17 protein-coding genes are annotated in these 23,282 nt (G+C 60.5%); 5 read left to right on the top strand and 12 right to left on the bottom strand.

Annotated elements, in window-relative coordinates; genetic code table 11:
• Positions 1 to 44: 44 nt before the first annotated feature.
• From CBM2586_RS30240 to CBM2586_RS30225, 4 genes are all read left to right on the top strand, one after another.
• The gene (locus CBM2586_RS30240) at positions 45 to 2,177 is read left to right on the top strand and encodes a type I secretion system permease/ATPase (protein WP_012354590.1); all 2,133 of its coding nucleotides are present in this window, start codon (positions 45 to 47) and stop codon (positions 2,175 to 2,177) included.
• The gene (locus CBM2586_RS30235; protein ID WP_012354589.1) at positions 2,174 to 3,604 is read left to right on the top strand and encodes an HlyD family type I secretion periplasmic adaptor subunit; all 1,431 of its coding nucleotides are present in this window, start codon (positions 2,174 to 2,176) and stop codon (positions 3,602 to 3,604) included. The genes CBM2586_RS30240 and CBM2586_RS30235 overlap by 4 nt, the downstream gene beginning before the upstream one ends.
• Entirely contained in the window at positions 3,594 to 5,036 is a 1,443-nt protein-coding gene (locus CBM2586_RS30230) for a TolC family protein (RefSeq protein ID WP_012354588.1), read from the top strand. Before CBM2586_RS30235 ends, CBM2586_RS30230 begins: the two co-directional genes overlap by 11 nt.
• A gap of 676 nt (positions 5,037 to 5,712) precedes the next feature.
• Positions 5,713 to 7,041, top strand: a complete 1,329-nt coding sequence (locus tag CBM2586_RS30225; protein WP_012354713.1) for an IS4 family transposase — start codon at positions 5,713 to 5,715, stop codon at positions 7,039 to 7,041.
• Positions 7,042 to 7,521: 480 nt separating this feature from the next.
• On the opposite strand, the gene CBM2586_RS30220 is transcribed toward CBM2586_RS30225, so the two are convergent.
• Positions 7,522 to 8,781: an IS256 family transposase gene (locus CBM2586_RS30220; protein WP_012354364.1), complete on the bottom strand. Its 1,260-nt coding sequence runs from the start codon at positions 8,779 to 8,781 to the stop codon at positions 7,522 to 7,524.
• A gap of 1,033 nt (positions 8,782 to 9,814) precedes the next feature.
• On the opposite strand from CBM2586_RS30220, the gene CBM2586_RS30215 reads away from it, so the two are divergent.
• Positions 9,815 to 10,915, top strand: coding sequence for an IS5 family transposase (locus tag CBM2586_RS30215; RefSeq protein WP_115691555.1), 1,101 nt, complete (start codon positions 9,815 to 9,817; stop codon positions 10,913 to 10,915).
• 413 nt (positions 10,916 to 11,328) lie between these two features.
• On the opposite strand, the gene CBM2586_RS30210 is transcribed toward CBM2586_RS30215, so the two are convergent.
• The 11 genes from CBM2586_RS30210 to CBM2586_RS30160 all read right to left on the bottom strand — a co-directional run bounded on the left by CBM2586_RS30210 (position 11,329) and on the right by CBM2586_RS30160 (position 23,282).
• Positions 11,329 to 13,068: an ATP-dependent helicase gene (locus tag CBM2586_RS30210; protein ID WP_012354582.1), complete on the bottom strand. Its 1,740-nt coding sequence runs from the start codon at positions 13,066 to 13,068 to the stop codon at positions 11,329 to 11,331.
• Between the two features lie 189 nt (positions 13,069 to 13,257).
• Positions 13,258 to 14,109 (bottom strand): hypothetical protein, encoded by an 852-nt coding sequence (locus tag CBM2586_RS30205; protein WP_012354581.1) that lies wholly within the window; start codon positions 14,107 to 14,109, stop codon positions 13,258 to 13,260.
• 54 nt (positions 14,110 to 14,163) lie between these two features.
• Entirely contained in the window at positions 14,164 to 14,781 is a 618-nt protein-coding gene (locus tag CBM2586_RS30200) for a DUF4400 domain-containing protein (protein WP_012354580.1), read from the bottom strand.
• 1 nt (position 14,782) lies between these two features.
• Positions 14,783 to 15,079 (bottom strand): hypothetical protein, encoded by a 297-nt coding sequence (locus CBM2586_RS30195; RefSeq protein ID WP_018003854.1) that lies wholly within the window; start codon positions 15,077 to 15,079, stop codon positions 14,783 to 14,785.
• A complete protein-coding gene (locus CBM2586_RS30190; protein ID WP_012354578.1) occupies positions 15,054 to 15,560 on the bottom strand; it encodes a hypothetical protein in 507 nt (168 codons plus the stop codon). The genes CBM2586_RS30195 and CBM2586_RS30190 overlap by 26 nt, the downstream gene beginning before the upstream one ends.
• A gap of 5 nt (positions 15,561 to 15,565) precedes the next feature.
• The gene (gene traD / locus CBM2586_RS30185) at positions 15,566 to 17,431 is read right to left on the bottom strand and encodes a conjugative transfer system coupling protein TraD (RefSeq protein ID WP_012354577.1); all 1,866 of its coding nucleotides are present in this window, start codon (positions 17,429 to 17,431) and stop codon (positions 15,566 to 15,568) included.
• Positions 17,428 to 18,666, bottom strand: a complete 1,239-nt coding sequence (locus CBM2586_RS30180) for a TraI domain-containing protein (protein ID WP_012354576.1) — start codon at positions 18,664 to 18,666, stop codon at positions 17,428 to 17,430. Before CBM2586_RS30180 ends, traD begins: the two co-directional genes overlap by 4 nt.
• Entirely contained in the window at positions 18,663 to 19,718 is a 1,056-nt protein-coding gene (locus CBM2586_RS30175; RefSeq protein WP_012354575.1) for a type IV secretion system protein, read from the bottom strand. Before CBM2586_RS30175 ends, CBM2586_RS30180 begins: the two co-directional genes overlap by 4 nt.
• Before the next feature lie 10 nt (positions 19,719 to 19,728).
• The gene (locus tag CBM2586_RS30170) at positions 19,729 to 20,487 is read right to left on the bottom strand and encodes a conjugal transfer protein TrbJ (RefSeq protein WP_012354574.1); all 759 of its coding nucleotides are present in this window, start codon (positions 20,485 to 20,487) and stop codon (positions 19,729 to 19,731) included.
• 15 nt (positions 20,488 to 20,502) lie between these two features.
• Positions 20,503 to 22,959 carry a VirB4 family type IV secretion system protein gene (locus CBM2586_RS30165; RefSeq protein WP_012354573.1) on the bottom strand — a complete coding sequence of 819 codons (2,457 nt, stop codon included), beginning with the start codon at positions 22,957 to 22,959 and terminating at the stop codon, positions 20,503 to 20,505.
• Positions 22,953 to 23,282 (bottom strand): type IV secretory pathway, conjugal transfer protein, encoded by a 330-nt coding sequence (locus CBM2586_RS30160; RefSeq protein WP_012354572.1) that lies wholly within the window; start codon positions 23,280 to 23,282, stop codon positions 22,953 to 22,955. The genes CBM2586_RS30165 and CBM2586_RS30160 overlap by 7 nt, the downstream gene beginning before the upstream one ends.

Raw genomic sequence — 23,282 nt, 5'->3', positions numbered from 1 at the left:
GTCGATAGCCACCCCGTCTAACAAGAACAATTTCGCACTGATCCATGGGTTCGAACGAAAACCTGGCGCGTCTCGACGATGCCGGCTTGGCTGCGCTCGTGCTCATCGCACGATTTCATGGCATTGCTACGGATGCCGCGCAAATCCGCCATGCCGCCGCGCTCGGTGGCGAGTCCTTCTCTGAGGCCGATCTGGTATTAGCCGCTCGTGGCATGGGCCTGAAAGCCCGAGCAGTGGCGCTGGTGGCAGATCGGCTTGGCAAGACCCCATTCCCGGCCTTGGTGCTGGACAGTGCGGGCCGGCATTTCATTCTCGCCGGTTCCGATGGCAAGACCGCGCTGATACTGGAGCCCGGCATGTCGGCGCCCGCACCCAAGCCGATCGAAGAGATAGTGGCGCGTACGAGCGGGCGCATCCTGCTTTTCACCTCGCGCGCCTCCCTGGCAGGCGAGCTGGCTCGCTTCGATTTCTCATGGTTTATCCCGGCGGTGGTCAAGTACCGCCGCCTGCTGCTGGAAGTGCTCGGCGTTTCGATGGCGCTGCAACTGTTCGGGCTGGTGTCGCCACTGATGTTCCAGGTGGTGATGGACAAGGTGCTGGTGAACCGCACCTATAGCACCCTCAACGTGGTGTGCCTGGCGCTCCTTGTCAGCTCGGTATTTGAGGTGTTGCTCACGGGCCTGCGCAACCATGTATTCGCGCACACGACCAACCGTATCGACGTGGAACTGGGCGCGCGCCTGTTTCGCCATCTTGTAGCCTTGCCACTCGCCTATTTCGGCGCGCGGCGTGTGGGCGACACCGTGGCACGCGTGCGGGAGTTGGAAAGCATTCGAAATTTCCTGACCGGCCAGGCGCTGACCGCGCTCATCGATCTGGTGTTCTCTGTGGTGTTCCTCGCTGTCATGTGCCTGTACAGCGTCTGGCTCACGCTGATGGTGGTTCTGTCCTTGCCGCTCTACGGTGCGATTTCCGCCTTCATTACGCCGTTGCTGCGCAAGCGCCTGAACGACAAGTTCGCCCGTGGCGCGGATAACCAATCGTTCCTCGTGGAATCGGTGTCCGGGATCGAAACGGTCAAGGCCATGGCCGTGGAGCCGCAGTTCGTCAAACGCTGGGAAACCCAGCTCGCGGCATACGTCGCGGCGGGCTTCCGTGTGACCTCACTCGGCAACGTCGGGCAGCAGGCGATTCAATTGGTGGGGAAGCTGGTGACGCTCGGCACGCTGTTTTTTGGAGCCAAGCTCGTCATCGACGGCAAGCTGACCGTGGGCGCGCTGATCGCCTTCAACATGATGTCGCAGCGCGTGAGCGCCCCGGTGCTGCGCCTCGCGCAACTGTGGCAGGATTTTCAGCAAGTCGGTATATCCATGAGCCGCCTCGGCGACATCTTGAATACGCGCACGGAGCTGGCGCAAAGCCGGCAAACGCCGCCGTCCATCAAGGGCAGCATCGTGTTCGAGAACATCCGCTTCCGCTATCGCGCGGACGGCCCGCCGATCCTCGATGGCGTGAGCCTGGGGATCACCACCGGCCACGTCGTGGGTATTGTCGGGCGCTCGGGCTCAGGCAAGAGCACGCTCACCAAACTGCTACAGCGACTCTATCTGCCGGAGCAGGGCGCGGTGCGTATAGATGGCATCGACCTCGCGCTGGCCGATCCCTCCTGGCTGCGCCGCCAGATCGGCGTGGTGTTGCAGGAGAACCTGCTGTTCAATCGCTCGATCCGCGACAACATTTCGCTCACCGATCCCGGCGCCCCGCTGGAGGCAGTCATGCAAGCGGCGAAGCTGGCGGGAGCGCACGATTTTATCTGCGACATGCCGGAAGGGTACGACACGGTGGTCGGTGAACACGGCGGCAACCTTTCGGGCGGCCAGCGGCAGCGCCTGGCGATTGCACGGGCGCTGCTGACCAATCCGCGCGTGCTGGTGTTCGACGAAGCCACCAGTGCGCTCGATTTCGAGACCGAGCGAATTATCCAAAACAATATGAAGGCCATCTGCGCCGGACGCACGGTGATCATCATCGCCCACCGGCTCACCGCCGTGCGCCACGCCGACCAGATCATTGCCATGGACGGCGGCCGTATCGTGGAACGGGGCAGGCATGAGGAGTTGCTGGCACTGGGTGGCTACTATGCCCATCTCGTCTCGTTACAGGACAGCGGACTATGAGTACCCCCGGCGTATCCCAATGGGCGGCGCTGCGTGAGCCGCTGCGCCGCTACGCCAGCGTATTCCGGGCGGCCTGGCACATCCGTCGCGAGTTGGACGCGCCCAGTCGGACCCCGCACGAACTGGCATTTCTCCCCGCCCATCTGGAATTGGCGGAAACGCCAGCGCATCCGGCGCCCCGCTGGACAATGCGAATCATTGTGGCGCTAACCGGACTGGTGTTATTGATCGGCATCTTTGGCAAGCTCGATATCGTGGTAACTGCCAAGGGGAAATTTGTACCCAATGCGCGGGTGAAGGTGATTCAGCCGGCGGTGACCGGCGTCATTCGCGAAATCCTCGTGCGTGATGGCCAGCGCGTGGCGGCGGGCCAGTTGCTGGTGAAGCTCGACACCACTCAGGCCGCCGCCGATGCGGACAAGGCGTACCTCTCCCGCGTCGATGCCGGCCTCGGTGCGGCCCGTGCGCGGGCGCTGCTTGGCGCGCAGGAAATCAAACAACCGCCGCAGGTTGTGCAGGTGGATGGCGCGTCGGAAGACCGAATGCGCGAAGCCCAGCATCTGGCCAATGGCGCCTGGCGCGAGTATCAGGATCGCATCGACAGCGCGCAGGCAGAGCTGCACAAGCGCGAGGCGGCGCGGGACAGCACACGGGCCGAAGTGGCACGGTTACAGGCCACCGCGCCGCTTGCGCGCCAGCAGGCCATGGACTATAAGGCGCTGGTGGCTGACAAGTATGTGGCGCGTCACGATTACCTGGACAAGGAACAGAAGGCCCTGGACCTGGAGAACGAGCTGGCGGCCCAGCGTGCCCACGTGCTGGAGCTTACGGCCGGTATCGCCGAGCAGCGGGCCGAACTGGGGGCGCTAGCCTCGAAGTTTCGGCATGACCAGCTCGATGAGCTGGAGAAACACACCCAGCAGGGGGCGCAGAGCCGCAACGATGAGACCAAGGCGCAGACGCGCCAGGAACTGATGAGCCTCACCGCGCCCGTGGCCGGCACGGTGCAGCAACTCGCCGCGCACACACTGGGCGGTGTCGCGACCACGGCCCAGGCGCTGATGGAAATCGTGCCCGACGACACGCTGGAGGTCGAGGGACAACTGGAAAACAAGGATATCGGTTTTGTGGACGTGGGCCAGGCTGTCGCGGTCAAGGTGGAGGCGTTTCCCTATTCCCGCTATGGCTTCATCGAGGGCACGGTGCTCTCCGTGTCGAATGACGCTACCAACGACAAGAAGCTTGGGCTCACCTTTCCGGTGCGTATTCGCCTCACCACTAACCGCATCCGGGTGGAGAACCGCTGGATCGCGCTCACGCCTGGCATGGCGGTTACGGCGGATATCCGTACCGGCAAGCGCACGGTGGCCGAATACTTCCTAGGCCCCGTGATCGAGGCCGCTCAGGAGAGCTTGCGTGAACGCTAGACGCATCCCGCTCACCCTCATCCTGGCCGGGCTATGGGGGCTGGTCCAGGACGCGCAGGCCTTCGACCCGCTGCGCGCGGAGCAGCACCTTCCGGCCACCCCTGCCGGCGCGCTCATTCCGGACATCGCCGGATGTCGGGCCGGGCCGCCAGTCTCGCCGCTGCTCCTGGGCGAGGCCGTCGAACGGGCGCTATGCGTCAACCCAAAGACGCGCCAGGCTTGGGCCGATGTCAAGGCCCAGGCCGCTGGCGTGGGGACTGCGCGGGCAGGCTACTTGCCGACCGTGAACGGCACCGGGCAGTACGTGCGAGACGGGGCGAGGACGGATGTGACCAGGCATCCGAATCTGAGTTCGGCCACGCTCGCCAATGTGGGCACCGGCAACGTGGCATTGAATTGGGTGCTCTACGATTTCGGTGCGCGTAGCGCTGCCGTGAGCAGCGCATCGGCATTGCTGGCTGCCGCACAATCAACGCAGGATGCCACCGTGCAAAGCCTGTTCGTGACCACGGCCAAGGATTACTACACGGCCCAGGCGAGTGCGGGCGCCTTGGTTGCGGCGCGCGATGTGGAGGCGATGGCGGCGAACAGCCTCCGCGCGGCCTCGGGGCGGGTGGACAAAGGCGTGGCGCCCATCTCGGATGCCTTGCAGGCACAGACGGCCTATACGCAGGCGGTACTAAACCGCGCCAAGGCGGACGGCCAGTGGCAAACCGCCGTTGGCACGCTCGCTGCTGACATGAATCTATCGCCGGACGTGCCGCTCACCCTGCCCGGTGTGGGCGACGAGGTGAGGACGGACGCGCAGTTCACCCAGGCGGTTGGCGAGTTGATCGAGGGCGCCAGGCAGGCACATCCAAGCGTGATGGCCGCCGAGGCCCAGGTGGATGCGGCGGCGGCCAGGGTTGACCAGACGCGCGCCGAGGGCATGCCCAGCCTCGGCCTGGTATCCCGCTACAGCCTGAACAATCAGCCAGCTACGCTAGGGCTCGGCGTCCCGAGCTTTCCGGCTACCGGACGCGACTGGTATGTCGGGATTCAGCTCACGATCCCGTTATTTGAAGGTTTTGGCCGTTTGTACCGGATCCATCAGGCCCAGGCACAGCTCGAACGCGAGCACGACGGTCTGGATGCTGCGCGCCAGCAGGTGGGGCTGGAGGTGTGGAGCAGTTATCAGGCCGTTCGAACCGCCACGGACAGCGTGAAGTACAGCGCAACGCTACTCGATACTGCGCAGCAATCCTTTAACGCTGCCGAACATCGCTATCAGGCCGGCGTCGGCAATATTCTCGAACTGCTGAATGCGCAAACGGCGCTGGCCAATGCCAAGCAGCAGCGCGTACAGGCACTGGCCGATTGGAAAGCCACGCGGTTGCGGCTGGCGGGCAGCCTGGGGCGGCTTGGCATGAACAATGTACAGGTGGAACGATGAACGAAACCGCCACGGCATTTGCGAAGGGAGAAAGTAAATCCATGTCAAAGCATCTCTCTTTGCTTCTGGCCTTCGGGGGCCTTGCTCGTCGCGGCCTGTGCGCCCCTCGCTGAGAGGGAACCGAAGCAGCATCTTCCAGAGGTCGTGCAGAAAAGCGAGCGGGTGATTCTGGTGGAAGGAAATCCCGACGATCCGGTCAAGCTCGAAGTCACGCTGTACACCCGGCCGGGTCCGAGTCCATTTCTTGCGGTACTAAACCACGGCTCATTCCTGGAAAACCACACGATTTCGTTTTAATTTTGCGACGGGCTATTTGCTGTCGCGCGGATATGTCGTGGCCGAGCCCATGATGCGTGGCTATGGTAATTCGGAAGGCTACCTCCGTCGGCACGGATGCGATGCCGTGGCAAGCGGTATGGATGCGGCCAAGGACGTCAACGCGGTTATCGGCTATCTAAAAAAACAGCCCTATGTAGATTCCGCCAAGGATACTCATTGCCGAAGAGAGCGTCGGTGGATGGAAGACCTTGGTCGTTGGTGCGTTCAACCCATCCCCTTATACGGAAGTAGGACCGTCTCCGCGGCGAGGCTTGGAGCTTGAAGTCCCGGGAATTTCGAGGTAAGGGGGTTGTTAACTTCGCCAGACTCGCGTTTACTCTCGGATTTTCGCGCAGCAATGAGCAACGAGTCGGGGGCATGGGTGGACGAGGAATTCGAGAGTCTGGATCTTGGTGATCCGGGGCGGGATCGGCGCGCCAAGGAGCTGCTCAAGCGGTTTGCGGCTCTGCCGACGGCGAGCATCCCCGGCGCATGCGATGACTGGTCGCAAACCATCGCGGCATATCGGTTTCTCGGCAATGAGCAGATCGATTGGCGGGACGTAATGCAGCCGCATTGGGAGCGCACTGCAGCGAGGGCCGCGCAGTTTCCGGTGGTGCTGTGCATCGCTGATACAACCGAATTGAACTTTAATGGCCAGGAGATCGACGGGCTGGGTCCGTTGACCTATGAAGCCCAGCGGGGCATGTTTTTGCATCCGACCTACGCGGTGACGCCTGACCGCGAGCCGCTGGGGGTGATCGATGCCTGGATGTGGGCTCGGGAGCCCAAGGACGCCGATGGCAACCGGGGCGGGATCAAGGAAAGCGTACGCTGGATTGAAGGATATGAACGGGTTGCGGAGCAAGCCGCGCTATTGCCGCAGACACGGCTGGTGTATGTGACAGACCGCGAGGGTGATATTGCCGAGTTGATGGCGCGCGCCCAGGAACTTGGCCAACCGGCCGACTGGTTGATCCGCAGCCAACACAACCGCAACCTGGCCGAGGGCGGCAAGTTGTGGGATAGCGTCGACGCCAGCCCGGTACTCGGGGAAATCACCTTTATCTTGCCAGGGCGAGCAGGCCAGAAGGCGCGCGAGGTCAAACAGGAACTACGCGCCCAGCGTATGAAGCTGCCGGGTCTGGTCGGAGCGGAGTTCACCTGTGTGGCGGCAAGGGAGATCGAAGCGCCCGCAGGCGTCAAGCCAGTGGTTTGGCGATTGGTGACGAACCGAGAAGCGCAGGACGCTGATGCGGTCAACGAACTTGTTGAATGGTATCGGGCAAGGTGGGAGATCGAGATGTTCTTCCATGTCCTGAAGACCGGCTGCAAGGTCGAGGCGCTACAGCTATCGCACATGGATCGTGTGGAGCGGGCCTTGGCGTTGTATATGGTGGTGGCATGGCGCATTGCCCGCCTGATGCGGTTGGGCAGAACCTGTCCGGATCTGGATGCGTCGCTGTTCTTCGATGCCGACGAGATTCGGGGGGCATACGTGCTCTCCAAGAAAGCTCGCCCGAAGACACCGGTCACACTCAATCAGATGATTCGGTTGGTTGCTTCCCTGGGCGGGTTCCTTGGGCGGAAGAACGATGGCGAGCCCGGCGCCAAGACGATCTGGATCGGCATGCAGCGAACCATGGACGCCGCGCTCACTATTCAAACACTGAGGGAAGAGTCATGACTTCCGTATAAGGAAATGACCTCAAAGATGGGCAATTCCTTCGCGCTCTTGCGGTGCTAAGTGTGGCTAACAAAACCGTGTCGTCGTCATCTGCCCGTTGAGTGTGGCTATGCGTCATGGCACGGAAGAAGGTCAATAGCGAATTGTGGAAGGCAGTGCTTGCTGGCGTCGCCTTCGTGATTGGGACAGCGGCCTCTGGGAACGCTCGCCCTGGCGCGGGCTGACGCGATTGCGTGAGCATGACCAGTGGCGCGTAAGCTGCCGAGGATGTCGTTCTCCCAGGCTTTCCCCATTAGCCTCTGCAGGACGGTGGCACGGGGCCGTCTGTTTGCTGTTCACCATGGTTCCGATGTGGCTCAGCGCAAGGTCCGTGGTCGCATCCAGGTTATCCCGGAACCTCCGGGCCTTGGGCCTGTCAGTTTTTTTGTGTGCAGGGCAGGTAAAGGCTCACCGTCGATGGAACGGTGAGCCAGCAATATCTTAACGATAAGGGTGGGTGAAGCGTTCCTCGTAGAGGATCGCAAACTGGTTCATGGCAGCCTTCCAGTCATGGGTTGAACTGCCCCACTTCACCGTGATGTTTCGCAGCGCCAGCCACAGCAGCTTGGTCGCCGCCTCGTCGCTGGGGAAGTGACCGCGCGTCTTGATGATCTTGCGCAGCTGCGCGTTGATGCTCTCGATCGCGTTGGTCGTGTAAATGATCTTGCGGATCGCCGGCGGGAACGTAAAGAACGGGATCACCTGATCCCAGGCGCGACGCCAGGATGCGCCGATCGGTGCATACCGCCGACCCCATTCCCCGTTCTCGAAGGCCGCCAACTCGGCCAGCGCGGCCTCGACCGTGGGGGCCGTGTACACGGGCTTGAGCGCCGCCGCCACGGCGCGGCGCTCCTTCCAGTTGGCGTACTCCAGGCTGTTGCGGATCAGATGCACGATGCAGGTCTGCAGGGTGGTGTTCGGGAACACCGCGGCCAGGGCCTGTTCCATGCCCTTAAGGCCATCGGTCACCGCGATCAGGATGTCTTGGGTACCCCGGGTCTTCAGGTCGTTGAACACCTTCATCCAGAACTTGGCGCCTTCGGTAGTCTCGATCCACAGGCCCAGGATGTCGCGCGTGCCGTCGGGCAGCACGCCCAAGGCCAGGTAGACGGCCTTGTTGCGCACCACGCCGTCCTCGCGCATCTTGACCCGCAGCGCGTCGAAGAACACCACCGGGTACATCACCTCCAGCGGACGGGCCTGCCAGGCGGTGACCTCGTCCATGACCGCATCGGTCACCGAACTGATGAACTCGGGCGAGACCTCGGTGCCGTACTGTTCGGCCAGAAACGCCTGGATCTCGCGCAAGGTCATGCCGCGCGCATACATGGCGATGATCTTGTCGTCGAACCCGGTGAAGCGCCGCTCGTGCTTGGGAATCAGGATCGGATCAAAGCTGCCGTCGCGATCGCGAGGGATGTCTAACCGCAGCGGCCCGTCGTCGGTCAGAACCGTCTTGGCGCTCTTGCCATTGCGCTGGTTGGCCGTGCCGGCCGGGCGCTCGGCGCCAGCCGGGTAGCCCAGATGATGGCCGAGCTCGGCCCCCAGGGCGCGCTCGATCAGGGCCTTCTTGAACGCCATCGAGGCGTCCTGCACCGCCTCGGCGGTCATCGGACCCTTAACGAAATGGGCAATCAGGTCCTCGGGAATGGTCGGCAGCTCACGGTCGGCGGCCTGGCTGGTCTTGGTTTTGCGTGGCATACATGCTCCTTGGCGACATGTTATGCCCTAAACACAAAATTTCTGACAGGTCCCGGGCCTTCGGCTATCGGAACGGGGAATACGGGCCTCAAAATCCCGTCTTCTTCAAGAATCCGCGCCGCCTTCCCCGGTATTCCTTGCTGAACAAGAAACCAACCGGTCTGCGCCAGGGGAGGGGAGCCCTCCACTCGCTGCACAATCAGACAAAAAGCGGCATGTGGAAGGTTTATTCAGCTAACATTGGTGCGTTCTGATGACGCTGCCCTTGATAGATATCAGCGCTGCAGCTCTATGCCCTGTCAGCGTTACAAACAAATCCTAAAATCACCCTTTCCGATCTCCAAGAACAAACAGTTATCGGACCAGCCCTCCATTTCCGCTGCGAATGCAGGCATAGCGCCGAACAGCACGGTCGCCGTCATTAAACCAACGACCCCCAATTTTTTAATCCTCTTGCGCATGGCACTCTCCATGAATTAAAAAAACGAAATTTCATGACACTTTGATGCTAAATGCAGACGATCCTAGGCTAAATTGTGGGGTATGAATTCATGCAATCAAATAACAAATTTATGAAGCGTCATTTGTTCGTGCTTCGTCTCCTAGAGAGATAGAGATAAAAGTTTATATGCCAAGCTATGCGAAGACATAGGACGATCGACTTCAACTCGTCATTGCTTGATCTAAATCAAGATCTAATGAGATGAGGAAAGATCCTATAGTCAGGAATGTTGTGCCGAAGAACTCAGTTTGAAGTAGGTGTCGAAAGCACGAAAAAGGGGCCAAGGCGTTTTGGAAACTACAGTCATACAAATTTAATATTTCGATAACGCCATCGGAGCCTGAAATGGTCAAACTACCCAATAGATCATGGGGATTTTATGGCACATGAAATCGGGGGCTTGTCACCTCACCACAGTAAAGAGTCATTTCCGCTCAAGCAAGCTAGCAGGCCGCTGAAATACCTCCAGCGGACGTCAGCGCGACGACTGGCTGAAGCGTTGCTTTGAGGATCCCATCCAATCCCACATTCATGCGCGGCGCAGATACCTTCACGGAAAGCTTGTTCACTATGCGGAGGCTGGAGGATTTCGTGCCGCAGTCCCATCCGCTGCGCTCGATCCGGACTATGGCCAACCAGGCGCTGGTGAAGATGGACCGGCTGTTCGCGCAGATGTACGAGGCCGATATCAAGGGTGGCCGCCCCAGTATCGCGCCGGAGAAGTTGCTGCGGGCCATGCTGCTGCAGGTGCTCTACAGCATTCGCTCTGAGCGCCAGCTCATGGAGCAGACGCAATACAACCTGCTGTTTCGCTGGTTCATCGGGCTGTCGATGGACGACTCAGTTTGGGTGCCCACGGTCTTCACCAAGAACCGCGAGCGACTGATCAAGCATGATGCGGTGATCCAGTTTTTCAACGAGGTGCTGGCCATCGCGCAGAAGAAGAACTGGCTGTCGGGTGAGCACTTCAGCGTGGACGGCACGCTGATACAGGCGTGGGCAGGCCACAAGAGCTTCGTGCGCAAGGATGGCGACGACCAAGACGATGACGCCGGCGGCAACTTCAAAGGTCGCAAGCGCAGCAACGAGACACACGAATCCAAGACCGATCCCGATGCCAAGCTCTACCGCAAGGGCAAGACATCCAGTGAGCTGCGCTACATGGGTCATACCCTGAGCGACAACCGCCATGGCCTGGTGGTTAGCGCCATGGTGACCAAGGCGGACGGACACGCCGAGCGGGAGGCCGCAAAGGTCATGCTTAACGATGCCAGGCAGGTGATTGAAGACCTGAATGTGGAAGTCACCGTGGGCGCGGACAAGGGCTATGACGCGCACGAGTTCATTGAGGCCTGCCTGGAAATGAAGGTGACGCCCCACGTGGCGCAGAACACATCGGGTCGTCGCTCGGCCGTTCCTGATGCCATTGCTTCCAGCGCCGGTTATGCCGTCTCGCAACAAAAGCGCAAGCTGATCGAACAGGGCTTCGGGTGGGTCAAGACCGTGGGGCGCATGCGTCAGGTGATGGTGCGCGGTCTGAAGAAAGTCGATCAGATGTTTGTGCTGAGCATGGCCGCCTACCACCTCGTGCGCATGCGCTCGCTGGGACAAATCCGTCCGCAGTTGCAGTAATCGCGCTAATGAGGCTGGAATGGGCGCCAAAACGCGGAAAAAGCCGAGGCAGTGACGTCCGGCTTCCGGATTGTGAAAAACAGCGCTCCCCGCCTTGCGGGGAAAAACTCATCGCTAGCGCGATGAGTACTTCAGCAGCCTGATAGGTCTCTGGCGGCTCCCCACTGCAACTATGTACCTGCAGGGTATAAGTCTTGCAGCTCCAGGTTTTTTTTCGTTGGTTGAAGTCTCATTCACTTTTCCTTGGAAATCCGCGAGGCCGAGTCGTACTTGTACGTGGCGGACAAGTAGAAGGCCCTCAGGTCGATTTAGGGATTACTTTTCATCAAACACGACAAGGTCATCCTTCCTTGCACTTTTCCCGTTTGCAGGTCGCAAAAATACCGGATCACTGCGCTACATCTTTTGCGTCGTCATGTAGTGGTCAACGCATCAAGGCCTGCCTCTAAGACAAAGGGAGAGGTCGGATTCTTCTTGGCCATCGATAGCCGCAGATCCTCACGTGCTCTCGTCACTGCTACGTAGAACAAGCGACGCTCTTCCGATTCGGTGCTTTTCTCATCGGGCACAACGGTTTCCTCGGCCCGGATGATCCATACCCGATCCCACTCTAGCCCCTTGGAGCTGTGCATGGTTGTTAGGATCAACGCATCCGGCGCCGGCTCATTGTTGCTGCGGCGCAGGAACTCCAGCCTGTCGGAAAATGGACCATTGAGCCGGGACAGTACGTCGAACGTCGTGGTCGTGGCCCGGCGGGCAGGATCAGAGTCGGTCTGGTGCATCATCCATTCGTACACTCCTTCCAGCACCAGCGAATAAAACTGCCGGTCGCAGAGCGTTCGCCACTCGACAAGCCGTTTCATAAGTTCCCGATAGCGATCCGCCGATGCTTCCGAAAGGCCCAGTTCCAGAAGCTCTTTTCTTTGGCGCTGTTCTGTATTCGCGCGGCCCTTGCTGTGCAGGAGCCGTAGTTCTTGGGTATCAATCCCGACAAAGGACAGCAGCGCGTCCACACCGGTACTCTTCGTCCTCTGGACCAGTTCCAGAAGATTGCACATGAGGGCGGCCTCAGGCCGGTTCAGAATCGACTTGCCGGACGCCCGAAAATACTTGACGCCATGCGATCGGCATATCGCCTCGACGGGGTCGAGAATGCGGTTGGTCCGGGCAAGGACTGCCGCCGATTGGCCATTCCTTACCGCCGCCGTCAGATGCTCCATCGCTGCGACAGCCTCGGCATACTCGTCAGCGAACCGCTGGAACTGAACCTTCCCGCCGGGGCCCTTGTACGCAACCAGTTCCTTTGGGATCCTGTCGCGGTTATTCCGGATGATTCGGTCCGCCGCCCCAAGAATCTCTGCGTGGCAGCGATAATTGTTGCCCAACACCACTGACTGCGCGTCAAACTGACGAATGAAGGATTCCATTCCGCGGAAGCCCAACGCTGATCGGAAGCCATAGATGCTCTGATCATCATCGCCAACAACGGTCACAATCGATCCGGCCTGAGCATGCGAGGCGATCCACTGATATTGGAGAGGGTCAGTGTCCTGAAATTCGTCGACCAGGAGGTACCTGAACGGATACGGCTCGATGGTGCCGTTCTGCATGCCTTCCACGGCTAGCCGAAGCATGTCCTGAAAATCAATCTTGCCGTTTCGCTCCAGTGAATCTTGGTAGCCACGGTAAAGCACTTCTTCGGCGCTGCCGCTTTGCACTTGGCCGAAGTTGGTCTTAATCGCTTCAACCGCCGCGATGGCGTCCTCCACCTTCCAGTCCAACCCTAGGTCAGAGAGAACCTGGATCAGAAGCCCGGTACGATCGCCATCGGTGGCGACGTCTGGCGCGCTGCCGCCGTCGCGCCGTCCAAGCTGCTTATAGGCGAGAGAATGGAACGTACCAGCAAGCAGTCGCCTCTTCGTCGCTGATCCGGCAAGCGCGAGTATCCGCTCGCGAAGCTCGACCGCGGCGTCCTTACTGAACGTCACTGCGCCCACAGTCACATGCGGATCCGCAAGCAGGACTGCGGTCTTGGCAGCGATCGTCGCCGTCTTTCCAGCTCCAGGTACCGCCACGGCGAGGCAGTGCTGACGCAGGTCCACGACTTCGCGTTGGGCGGGATTAAGGACTGCTAGTACCTTTTCGAGCGACATTGGAATCCCGTTGTGGTGCTGGTGATAGCACGTGTGAGCAAGTGCCCCGAAGTACGACTACGAGACAGATACGAGGCAGTTGGGGCGCTGATGTTGGTGGGACCATCTGTCACGGGGTGATAGCAAGTGCCCCCACGGGACAACTTGTTGCCTCTGGGGTGACGTGCTCACACCAGGTGACACTTGGGCTTACATCCCGCGCACAGTCGTCATTAGCTTCAGGTGCGTGGTGTAGCTGCGCAGCCCCAGCGGCTGGAACTTGCGCAGGAAGCGAGTGACCTCGTCGTTGACGTCGCTCTGGTCACGGATGCCGTTCCAGACCATGAAGTCGAACTGGTCCATGGTTTGATCGAACTTGATCAGAACCTGCAGTGCGCGCACGGAGAACCGCGAATAGGCTTGAACCTCGAGTGAAAGGGAGGGGCGCTGGATTGTCGGCACAAACACGATCTCGCCTTGTGCGCGCATTTCCTGTTCCCGTTGTTCGCGGTAGGCTTTCGCCACTCGCAATTGCTCGTCCACATAATCCTCAATCTTCGAGAGTTCGCGCTCCAGGTAGTTTTCGAGTGTCGACAATTCAGAGCGCGAGAACGTGGCAGCTCCGAAGCGCTGCAGGTTCAACGACATCCGGTTCATGTACGGCCACCATTGCTCGAACAGCGGCCGCAGGCGGGTGTGATTGAGCTTGAGCGCCACTGGAACAACTGCCGCACCGGCAAGCTCGCGATTGAGGATCTGCAGGCCGAGCTCGCGCCGGCGTCGAACGATCGCTTGGCGGTCTTCAGGCGCCAGGTCCCGAAAAAGGTTACGGGTGCGCTCCACCTGAGCCTTGCGCTCCTCATGATCCGCTGTCGAGATCAGACCTTCCTGGCGCAGTGCGTCGGCCGATTGCTCCATCTCCGCGAGTTCGGTCTCGACGTCGCCAGAACTGTCAATTGCGCCAAGCGTTGGAGGTGTTGCGACGAGCGGCGCAGCAGCTACGTCGGTCGGCGCGGATTGCTGCAGGGTCTCTTCGGCGGGGGTCAAATCGGTCGTGGTCATGATGTTCTCCAATATGTGGCCGGGCACCGGCCTTGGTAGTCGTTACGGCACCGGCTACTTGCCGACATGGAAAGACGCCGCAAGGCGCCAGCAGAGCAGGCCAATCAGGCAGACACCAAAGGTCCACCAGGTCGCCAGCATGGGAAGGGGTAACAGCAGGGCAGACGTCCCGAAGCCGAAGCAGAGCGTCAATCCATGGGCCGCAACGTGGAATGTCACCGGATTGGCGAACCCAGCCCCGGCGGCGCGAATCTTTCGCGATACGGTCCCGTCGTTAAATAACGCAACGAGCAGGACGATCGCGCCGAGAACCCAGTGATGAGCCACCGCGGCCCGGTACACCGCACGGTAGATCGTCAGCCAGAAATGCTGCATCCAACCTCTGCCGAAGGCGGCGGCGCCCCCGTCGGAGAAACTGGTCTGGCCGTCGGAGCCGGTGAACGATGCCTTGACCGCACCGCTGTCGATGAACCATTTGTGAAAGCGGGCGTTGGCCAGCGAAACGACGATATCCGCCCTTTCCTGGCCGAGCACGCGTTCAACCGACGCCTGTTCGGCCTCACTGATTTCGAAGGCGCGATCGTTCTGCATGAACGGCGCCAGGGTGCAGATCATCAACGGCGAGACGATCAACCACAAGCGTACGTGCGAAGCGAACCGGCTGTTGGCCATGTCAGATCCAGCGCAGTGCCAGCCATAGCGGCAGGCTCAGAAAAGCGAACAGAGCGCCCCAGAAGATGGCCGGCTTGTCTACCGAAATCTTGACGAGCGCAAAGCATGCCGCGGCCGCTCCGCTGGAGAATGACTGGGGCATCTCCTGAGCAAGGTGGGGCGGCGCCGTCAACCACTCATGCATGTGCAGGGCGAGAGCGGGATCGACACCACAGAGCCTGGCCGCAAGGCGAGCGGGGGCCTGTTTGACTCGGATCGCCGCCCGGCGCGCGTCAGTGTGCAAAGTCGCCAGCGACATCGTAGTTCTCGAAGTAGCGGGTGAAGGTGTAACCCGTCAGGACCCGGGCAGCGAGCTGAAACGCTGCGCAGCGTTGCGTGATTGCGCCAGGTGCCGGTTCGTCGACGACGCGGCAGACATAGCCATCCGGCTGGCGCTGCTCGAACGCCGGAATGGATTCGTGAAACGGATACCAGACGTTGTACTTTTCGCCCTTGAACGCGGCATAGCGCTTGCCATAGAGCTCGTGAGCGCGGGAGAACAGCCCCATCATGAAAGCGACGTTGGGATCGCCGTGCTTGCGGGCGGCGCGCCACGCCGTGATGCCGTCGGCAAGCATTTCCTTGACCAGCGGCTCCTCGCGGACGCGGAAATTCACGCCGATGTAGTCGACTACCCGCGTGCAAATGTCATCAAGGTCCGGCGATAGCGAGAGCACGGGCGAGAGCTTCGCCGAAAGCTTGTATTCCTTGACGATTTGTCGGAACAGGCTGCTGCGCATTGGTATTAGTCCGTGATAATTGGAATTCGACCCTGGTAGACGGCGCCTCCAGAGATTCGCAGGAAGTACTGCAGGTTCGGCAGTTGCATGACCAGGTCGTGCGGAATGAGCGGCGCCTTCTCAAGCTGGGCCGATCGAGACACAGAGCCGCTGAACTCGCCGACATGAGCCTCCGTTCCGGTGCTGGTGCTGCTTGAGACGACCAGGTTGCGGATGGCTGTGGTCCCGGCTTTCTCGGAGAACCACTTGGCCGTGTCGATGTCTTCCAAGCGTAAAACGATCTGGTTGTTCAAATTCCCCAAGACTTGCTGCATTTTTGCCACGTTTCCGAGTTTGGCCGTGAAGTCGGAGCGGGTCTGGTAAGCGACGAACGCCTTGAAGCCTGCCCCGCGGCCCTTGTTCAAGAGCTGGAGCAATTGCTCGTTGATGGCCTCGGCCGCTTCGTCGACAACCAGGACAATCTCGGGCGGCTTGGCGTAGAAGTTGTAAATCGCGCCGGCGACCGATGCGATGTCGGCCAGCAGCATCGACATGACCGCCTGCGCCACCATCGAATTGGATAGCGAATCGGCGCCGACATAAAGCACAGCCTTCTGCTTGATGACCTTGTCGATATCCCAGATCTCGCGGTCATCCTCAAAATCGTCCGCTTTGGGCGCCAGCATCAGTCCGGTCTCTCCGGTGGCAAGCATCTGCAGAAGGGGCAGGGCAGAGGCAATGATCCGGCCATAGTGGTCGCGGTCATGCTGAAAGGTTGAAATCAGGCCGTCGATCGTCTCGTGCCCCTTGCCGAGCTTGGCGAATCGATCGATGTACATACTGACCATGGCATCAAGACGCGTGCCACCCATCTTCTGTGCGACCTTCTGCATGTACGCCGTGACTTCCTCTTCCCAATCAGGCTTGCCGGCCTCAGGGAAAAAGCGCTCCAGCGCTCGCTCGAGCAAATTGTTGATGCCATTCTGAGCGTACTGGAGGATCGACCGGAGATTCGGCTTGTCGCCCACGTACAGCTCGCCCTTGACGGATCGGTCAATAAACAGGAAGGCAAACTGGCGAAACGGACCTTCCTCCATCAGTTGGGCGATGCGAGTCGGAATTTCCGACGGCTGGGACCAGTTTTCCAACGGGTTCAGGCGAATGGATCGCGAGGGCGCCGCCTGTTTCCAGTACAAGAACTTGCGTCCGGTGCGCTCGCATTCACGCTTGCACCGTGCGACCCAGTCGGGATCGTTCTTGGGATCGATCGCGATCAACACGTCATTGGGGTTGTGGATCACCTGCGTCGAAATCAGCTCGAACGTGCGTGTCTTTCCCGACCCGGTAGTGCCGCTGATTGACGTGTGACCGCCCATTGCCTTGTAGTGAAAGGGGATGGGGCCGCGCTGCGATTCCATGCCCCCGATCCAGGATTTTCCCTGTGGCGAGCGGTCCGCAATGCTGTGCTCGGGGGCGAACGTTTTCTCGATCGCCTTGACGGTATCCTTCGGCAGCCATTTGGGCAGCCCCGGAACATCGCTTGATGGCATACGCAGGATGTCGTGGGCGATCTGACAGTGCTTCTGCGTCCATTCATATCCGGTACCCAGATACATGGCATCCTCGTCTTTGTCTGCGGAGCGCAGCTGTCGGCTCTTTGCAAGCAGGTCTTCGATCCTGATCAGGGTCAGCCATTTCGTGGAGATGGCAAGCCGGAACCGCAGCGCCCGCCACACCTGTGTGGAACGAACGAGCAGGAATGCCAGGCAAACCAGTGAGAAGTAGGCTCCGTTTGGCATGCCGCTCACGAGCAGCACCACGCAAGCAAGCGCCCAGCCGACGGCGGCCCGGAACTCGTAAATGGGGCGGAAGTGGTTAATGTAATGATTCATGCGTCGGATTGCGGGCCAGGCATGATCAGGTTTCCTACTTCGTCGACCAGCAGGATGTCCTGGCCAACGATCTTGTAGAGATGCCTGAACTTGCGCAGATGCTCAATGAGTGTGTCGGAGGCAATGCCATAGTTGCCGAGTGAGCGCTTGCTGATAGCAACCTTTCCCTCAACACGCGTCACTTTCGTCTTTCCAGCGGCCGCGTCCTGCGAGAGCGCCTTGAAGAACTCGCGCATGAGGTTCGAGGTGCCAGCGAGTGCCTTGAAGGGATCCTCGGGCGTCGGCTCCTTGCGCAACGAACGCGCTCCGTCGAGTTGCACCACGTTGCGAGACGTCTCAACTCGTGCATGCGGCTCGCTGACCGCCGGCGAGCCGTTGGCCGTATCGGGCGAATCCGGTCTGCTACCTGCCGCTTGGGGTGGCGTCTCTGCTTCTGTCTTCGCAGTATTCGCGTTCGCCTGGGGCAGGTTCGCTGGCGACGTCGGGGCGTCGGCCCCATCGGCGGCCAGGCTCTGCGCCGCCGGCGCTGGGGTCGCGTCCGGGGCAAAGGCGGCACGGCGAGCCTTCACCTCAAACTGGGTTGTGGTGTCGATTGCTTGCCGCACAACCTTGTGCAGTAGCGTCTCCAGGCCTGACGGTCGTGGATCCGGGTTGATGGCGCCGAACAGTTCGGAGAGCACGTGGCTGTCGAAAGCGCCCAACCGTTCGGCCCCGAGGATCTCTCGCGCGAGCAGCGCCGTGCGCATCCGTTCGATCGGCAACGCTGCCTCCCGCCGCGTCACCTGGTAGGTGTCAGCGCCGAGCCAGCTGCCGAACGCCCCGTGTGCGGCAGGAACCCATTCCGCTCCATCCCGATGCCGAAAGAACTGGAAGTGGCGACAGGGCTCGTCCAGCCGCGAACAGCAGGCAGCCAGAAAGAGCGCATACAGGTACTGAGGTTCAAGCTGGCGCCGTCGTTCCGACGTCTGGTCTGCGGCAAATTTCTGAGCGCCGGAAAGGCGCATGGCGAAGTAGGCCGCTTCGACCGTGGCACGAAACGCCCCGCCGGGCTCGGCGTGTTCGGCCGGCCGAAGCGGCATGCTGGAGAACCATGCGGCGCAGCGTTCCAACACGCTCAGCCACTTGCTCTTGATGTCTGCCTCGTTCGTTTCGTTGGCGTATTGCCGAACCAACGCGAGGCGGCTGTCGTGGGCTGCCAGCAAGTCCGCTGCTGGCAAGGGGTGATGGACCGTCATTTCTTGCCCTTCTTGGCGAGGAACCCACCGATGCCGCCAGCTGCCTTCATACCCAGGCGAGCCGCGGCGCCACCGCTAAGACCACCCCCCGATCCAAAGACCGCACCCGACATCTTGGGAATCTCGAGTGCGACCAGCAGCATGAACAAGGCAACACCAAGGGCATAGGCGGCGCCAGCCAAAGATTTCGTGCCAATGCCAGTCTGATCAGCGATCGTGGAAGTGAAAGCGCTTGAAACGAGTCGCGCCATGATGGTTGAGATGACGATATACATCGAAGCGCCGATCATGAAATCGAGCCACGACATGAAATAGCGCCGTGTGTAGTCGGAGAACGCCAGGGCTACTGCAAGGGGGCCGATCACGATACCCACAGCGGCCTGAATCTCACCCAAGGCGATGAAGAAGCTGTACATCAGCGCTGCCACCGCGCAGACCACGAACGTAAAGAGAAGAGTCAATCCCGAAACCGCCACGCCGAGCTTGCTCAGACCGCTTGCCGCGTCCATCGCCTGGTTGTACGAGTCCAGGAATCCCGCGCCCACCGAGATGAGGGTCATCGCCGGATTGCTGGACCGCGTACCGGCGATCTTGTTGGCGAGTGTCGTGAACCAATCATAGATGCCCGGCGCAAATTGGCTGTATCCCACATAGATCGAGGCGAGAATGCCGAGCACCATGATGGTTTCCAGGATGTCGTTCCATGCGCTGGTTGGATCATTCGTGGCGGCGAACCGGATGGCGGCAAGCGTCAGCGTAATGAGCGCCAATCCGTATGCCACCTTGTCCGTCTCCGATCGTATGCTCTGACTGAGTGAGGTGGCGCCCCCAATCAGGCCGGTGCGGAAGGAATCGAACTGCCCAATCCAACTTTTGAGGGATTCGGCAACAGTGCCCGTCGGACCCGAGAAAGACGGCGGGGTCTGGGCAGACTCCACGGACTGGGAAGGGGACCCGGCTTCGGCACTCGTTGACTGAGCAAAGGCCGGGGCGGTGTGCAAGAGCACCGCGGTGACAAGCAGAACCAGTAGGCGCAGCAGCATGGCGTTCATTGCAACCGGATCAGTCAGCTTGCAGCTTGCGGGAGAACACGCGGGCGCGCAGCTGCTTGAGTTCTTCATCCTGCGCGATCGTAATCGCGCGCATGGCCTCGGCGCTTTGGGATTCCTTCGCGACGCTCTGTTGTTCCTTGTCCGCGTCGGCTTGAGCGCGAACGCTCATGAGCTGCAGCAGATCCGAGTTCTGGCTGGCGAGCACGTCCAGCATCTGGTTGGTCGTCTGCGCCGCGGCTTGCGCGGTCGGCGAGAGCTTAATGCTCGATTGAATCTTTTGCCGGCGCTTCGCCACTGACTGCGTATTCTTGTAGATTTGCTCGCCCAGGCTGAACAGGGCCTTGGCAGTCTTGTCGCCGTTCCTAAACAGATTGCGCTGGTCCTCGAACCATTGCTCCTTGGTTTTTCCCGAAGCGACGACCATGCTATGAATCTTCTTCAGGTAGTCGGCGTTGTCCGAAACCGTGCCGTAGAGGTCCTTGAGCGTGGTGCCGTAGATCTCGTACTTACCGATGTCATCGGCGATGGAGTCCAGTTGCTCCGTAATGGCGGCCACATCCAGACCTGTGGCCTGCAGAAGCTGGTTGGCCATCATCTTGTACTGATAGATGATGTTGGTATTCTCGTAGACCTCGGTTTTCAGCGACTGCATTGCCGTCATGGTGGTTTGCACGAGGCCAACCCAATCGGTGACCGGCAGGGCAGCGTGGGCAGACGAAGCCCCGAAGACCGAGGTTGCGATGGCGATGTTGGCGATCCACTTCTTCACGTTGTTTCTCCAAAGTTATGCTGCGCGCGCAAGCATTTCGCGCACATAGCGGTCCTGCCAATCGGATTCACCCGACGCGTAGTGCTTGTCGCAGATTGACTGTGCGACCCCGTCCGAGCGCAGCATGGCCACCATCTCGTCGGAGAATGCCGTCTGCAGCATTCGTGTCTGGGTGTTAGTGATCAGTAGGTAGTCGCGGTTAGGCACCGCGTCTGAAATCAGCTGCACTTGGTCATCGGTTAGCCCGAATTTCTCCTTGTAGAGTTCGGGACTGGTCTTAGCCTGGCTGTTAGGCAGGTAGATCCAGTTGGCGATGTTTTCCTTGAGGATCTCGAAGTTCGCCACGCGCGCAATCTGACGCAGGGACTGCGTCGCGCACCAGATGGCGCCGTTGAGCTTGCGGATGGTGGTGATCCAATCCTCGTAGCGCCGATAGAATCGCTCGTTCTGGAAGAAGAAGCCGCATTCCTCGACCTCGATGATCGTGTAGCGGATGCCATCCATCGACTGACTGATCCGGTAGAACGCATAATCGGTGAACAGCACCGCTGCGCGTTCGTACTTCTGGAACAGTTCACCCATCTCGATACACAGGTTGTCACTAACCGAGAAAGCGTCTTCGGCGTGATCGAAGAAGTGCCCGTACTGACCACCCTTGAGCCAGATCTGAAGCCGCCCGCGCAAATCCGCATGCAGCATCGTCGAGAGCGAGCTGAGGGTCCAGCGCTCGCGAGGGTAGCCAGCCAGCAGCTTGACGGCCTCAAAGAGATCCTGCACCTGCTGAGGCGACAGCGTGAAGTCGTCATCCTCTAGGGAGAGCGTCAGCCACTCCGTGATGTAAGTGAAGTTCTTCGGGTCGGCCAGCAGCGACAACGGATTGACCGGCGTGCTGGTCTGAAACTTCCCGGTGACGTCAATGAAGGTACCTCCGCTCAGCAGCGTCGGAATGCGTGTGGAACGGTCCTTGTCGAAGCGAATCCGCCGCGCCTTGTGCCTGTCGCCTTGCGACACCAGGAAATTCAGGAACACCGATTTGCCGGCACCGATCGGGCCGATGACGAACAGATGGCCGTTGCCGCCGCGCTGATGCATGTCGACGCGCTGAATTGTGCGGTGGCGCGTTGGCAGGCAGGTCAGGGGAGGCACTTCCGCTCCGGTCTTCTCGCTTAGCCACGCGTTATAGGACGGGCCTTCCAGGACCGAGCGAACCGGCGCGATGTCGGACACGGCCGGCGTTTCCACGAACTGGAGGCGGCGTTGCTTGTCCCAGCGGCCAGGCAGGGTACTGTTCCAAGCGGGCATCAGGTTCGCCTTCTCGCGGATCGTCCCGAAGCCGGCGTTGGTCAATGCGCCGACCACCTCGCTGACGGCGTCCTCGCATTCACCTTCGGAATCCGCGTAGACAATCACCGAGATATTGGCAAAGCCGTGCTGGATCCCCTCGGCGGTGAGACGCTTGAGTGCGTATCCCGCCTCCTTGGCCAGTTCCTCGCGGCCTTCGTCGTTCTCGCTTTCCTCCTTGGAGACGTACTGCTTCATCATGGAGCGCAGGTTCACCGCCGCCATCTTGTAGAAGCGGCGCACCTTCTCGATGTAGGCCGTGGCGCGCGCGGTGTCCAGAAAGCGGTACATGATGCAGATATCCAACTCGGCATCCACGTGCATCAGGCTGTCAAGCGCCGCTTCCTGGAAGCTCATCCATTCCTTCACCGCAACAACCGCGGCATAACGCTTGCCGTGGGCGGATTCGAATAGCAATCGCTCGGCGCCCACCGTGACCTCGGATTCCGTCAGGTGCGTGTCGAGCAAGGTGACAGGAAACCGGATGCGGCGCGGCGGCACGCTAGGATTGGCGACCTGGTGAAGCGCGGCATAGCTGTCCTGCATGGTGAGCCGGGTCGGCTTGATGCGCGGAATGCCGCCGGTAAATGCATCGAGCATGGCCTCGAAGCGCCGGGTATCCGCGTGCATCCGCTCCATGTCGAAGGCGAAAGCGCTGCGAGAGAGAACCGTGTCTTTTGCCGCCTCAACGATGGCGCCGTACACCGAGCGCCCCCCAACCGTCATGTGATAGCCAATCTTCTCGAAGAACTTTGCAATGCCCGACTCGGGGGTGTAGGCAATGCTGAGGGCGTGCGTGTTCCGGAAGTACCGCCCGGTGGTCATATGCGCACGGTTCAGTGCGTTCAGACGTGCGTCGGCGCTGTTGCTGAAATCGCCGTCGATGAAGCCGGTTGTGCGGCGGTGGGACAGCCGCCACCAGGCGGTGATGCGGTTGTCGAAGGATCGGCAAGCCTGGTCGAGCTGGTCGCGGGCCGAGGTAATGTCACTGGCATCGGCGCTATCCGCGTCGACACCCCGAAACTCATAGGCCGCCAGAAGTGATCCATCCTTGTTCAGGATCAGTTCCGGCGTAATGGACGTGAGCCACGGCACGATCTCGGCCAGCGGCCGGCGTTTCAGTTTCAGCATGGCAGGTCGCTGTCAAAGCCGTAAGGCCGGCGAAAGACCGAGTGAGATTTCCCGTGCCAGGGGACGGACTCGTACAGGTCGCCGTACATGTTGTAGATGTTGAGAATCTGGTTCCACCATGGATCCCGGCTTGTCAGCCAGGCCAGCAGCGCGTGGTTGCAAAGACCGCTGACGAATATCGCCGCCGGGATCTCCCAGCCACTGCGGTAAGTGACATAGATCAGCAGCGCGACGATGGTGCCGTTGGCGATGGCCAGTCCGCGTACCGCGCCGGCGATCAGGCGCGGCATCGACAAGCCGATGCTCACATGGTGCTTGCGCAT

Origin of the sequence: Cupriavidus taiwanensis (genome assembly GCF_900250115.1) — a bacterium.
GTDB classification, from domain to species: domain Bacteria; phylum Pseudomonadota; class Gammaproteobacteria; order Burkholderiales; family Burkholderiaceae; genus Cupriavidus; species Cupriavidus taiwanensis_B.
This window is presented reverse-complemented; position numbering and strand designations above follow the sequence as displayed.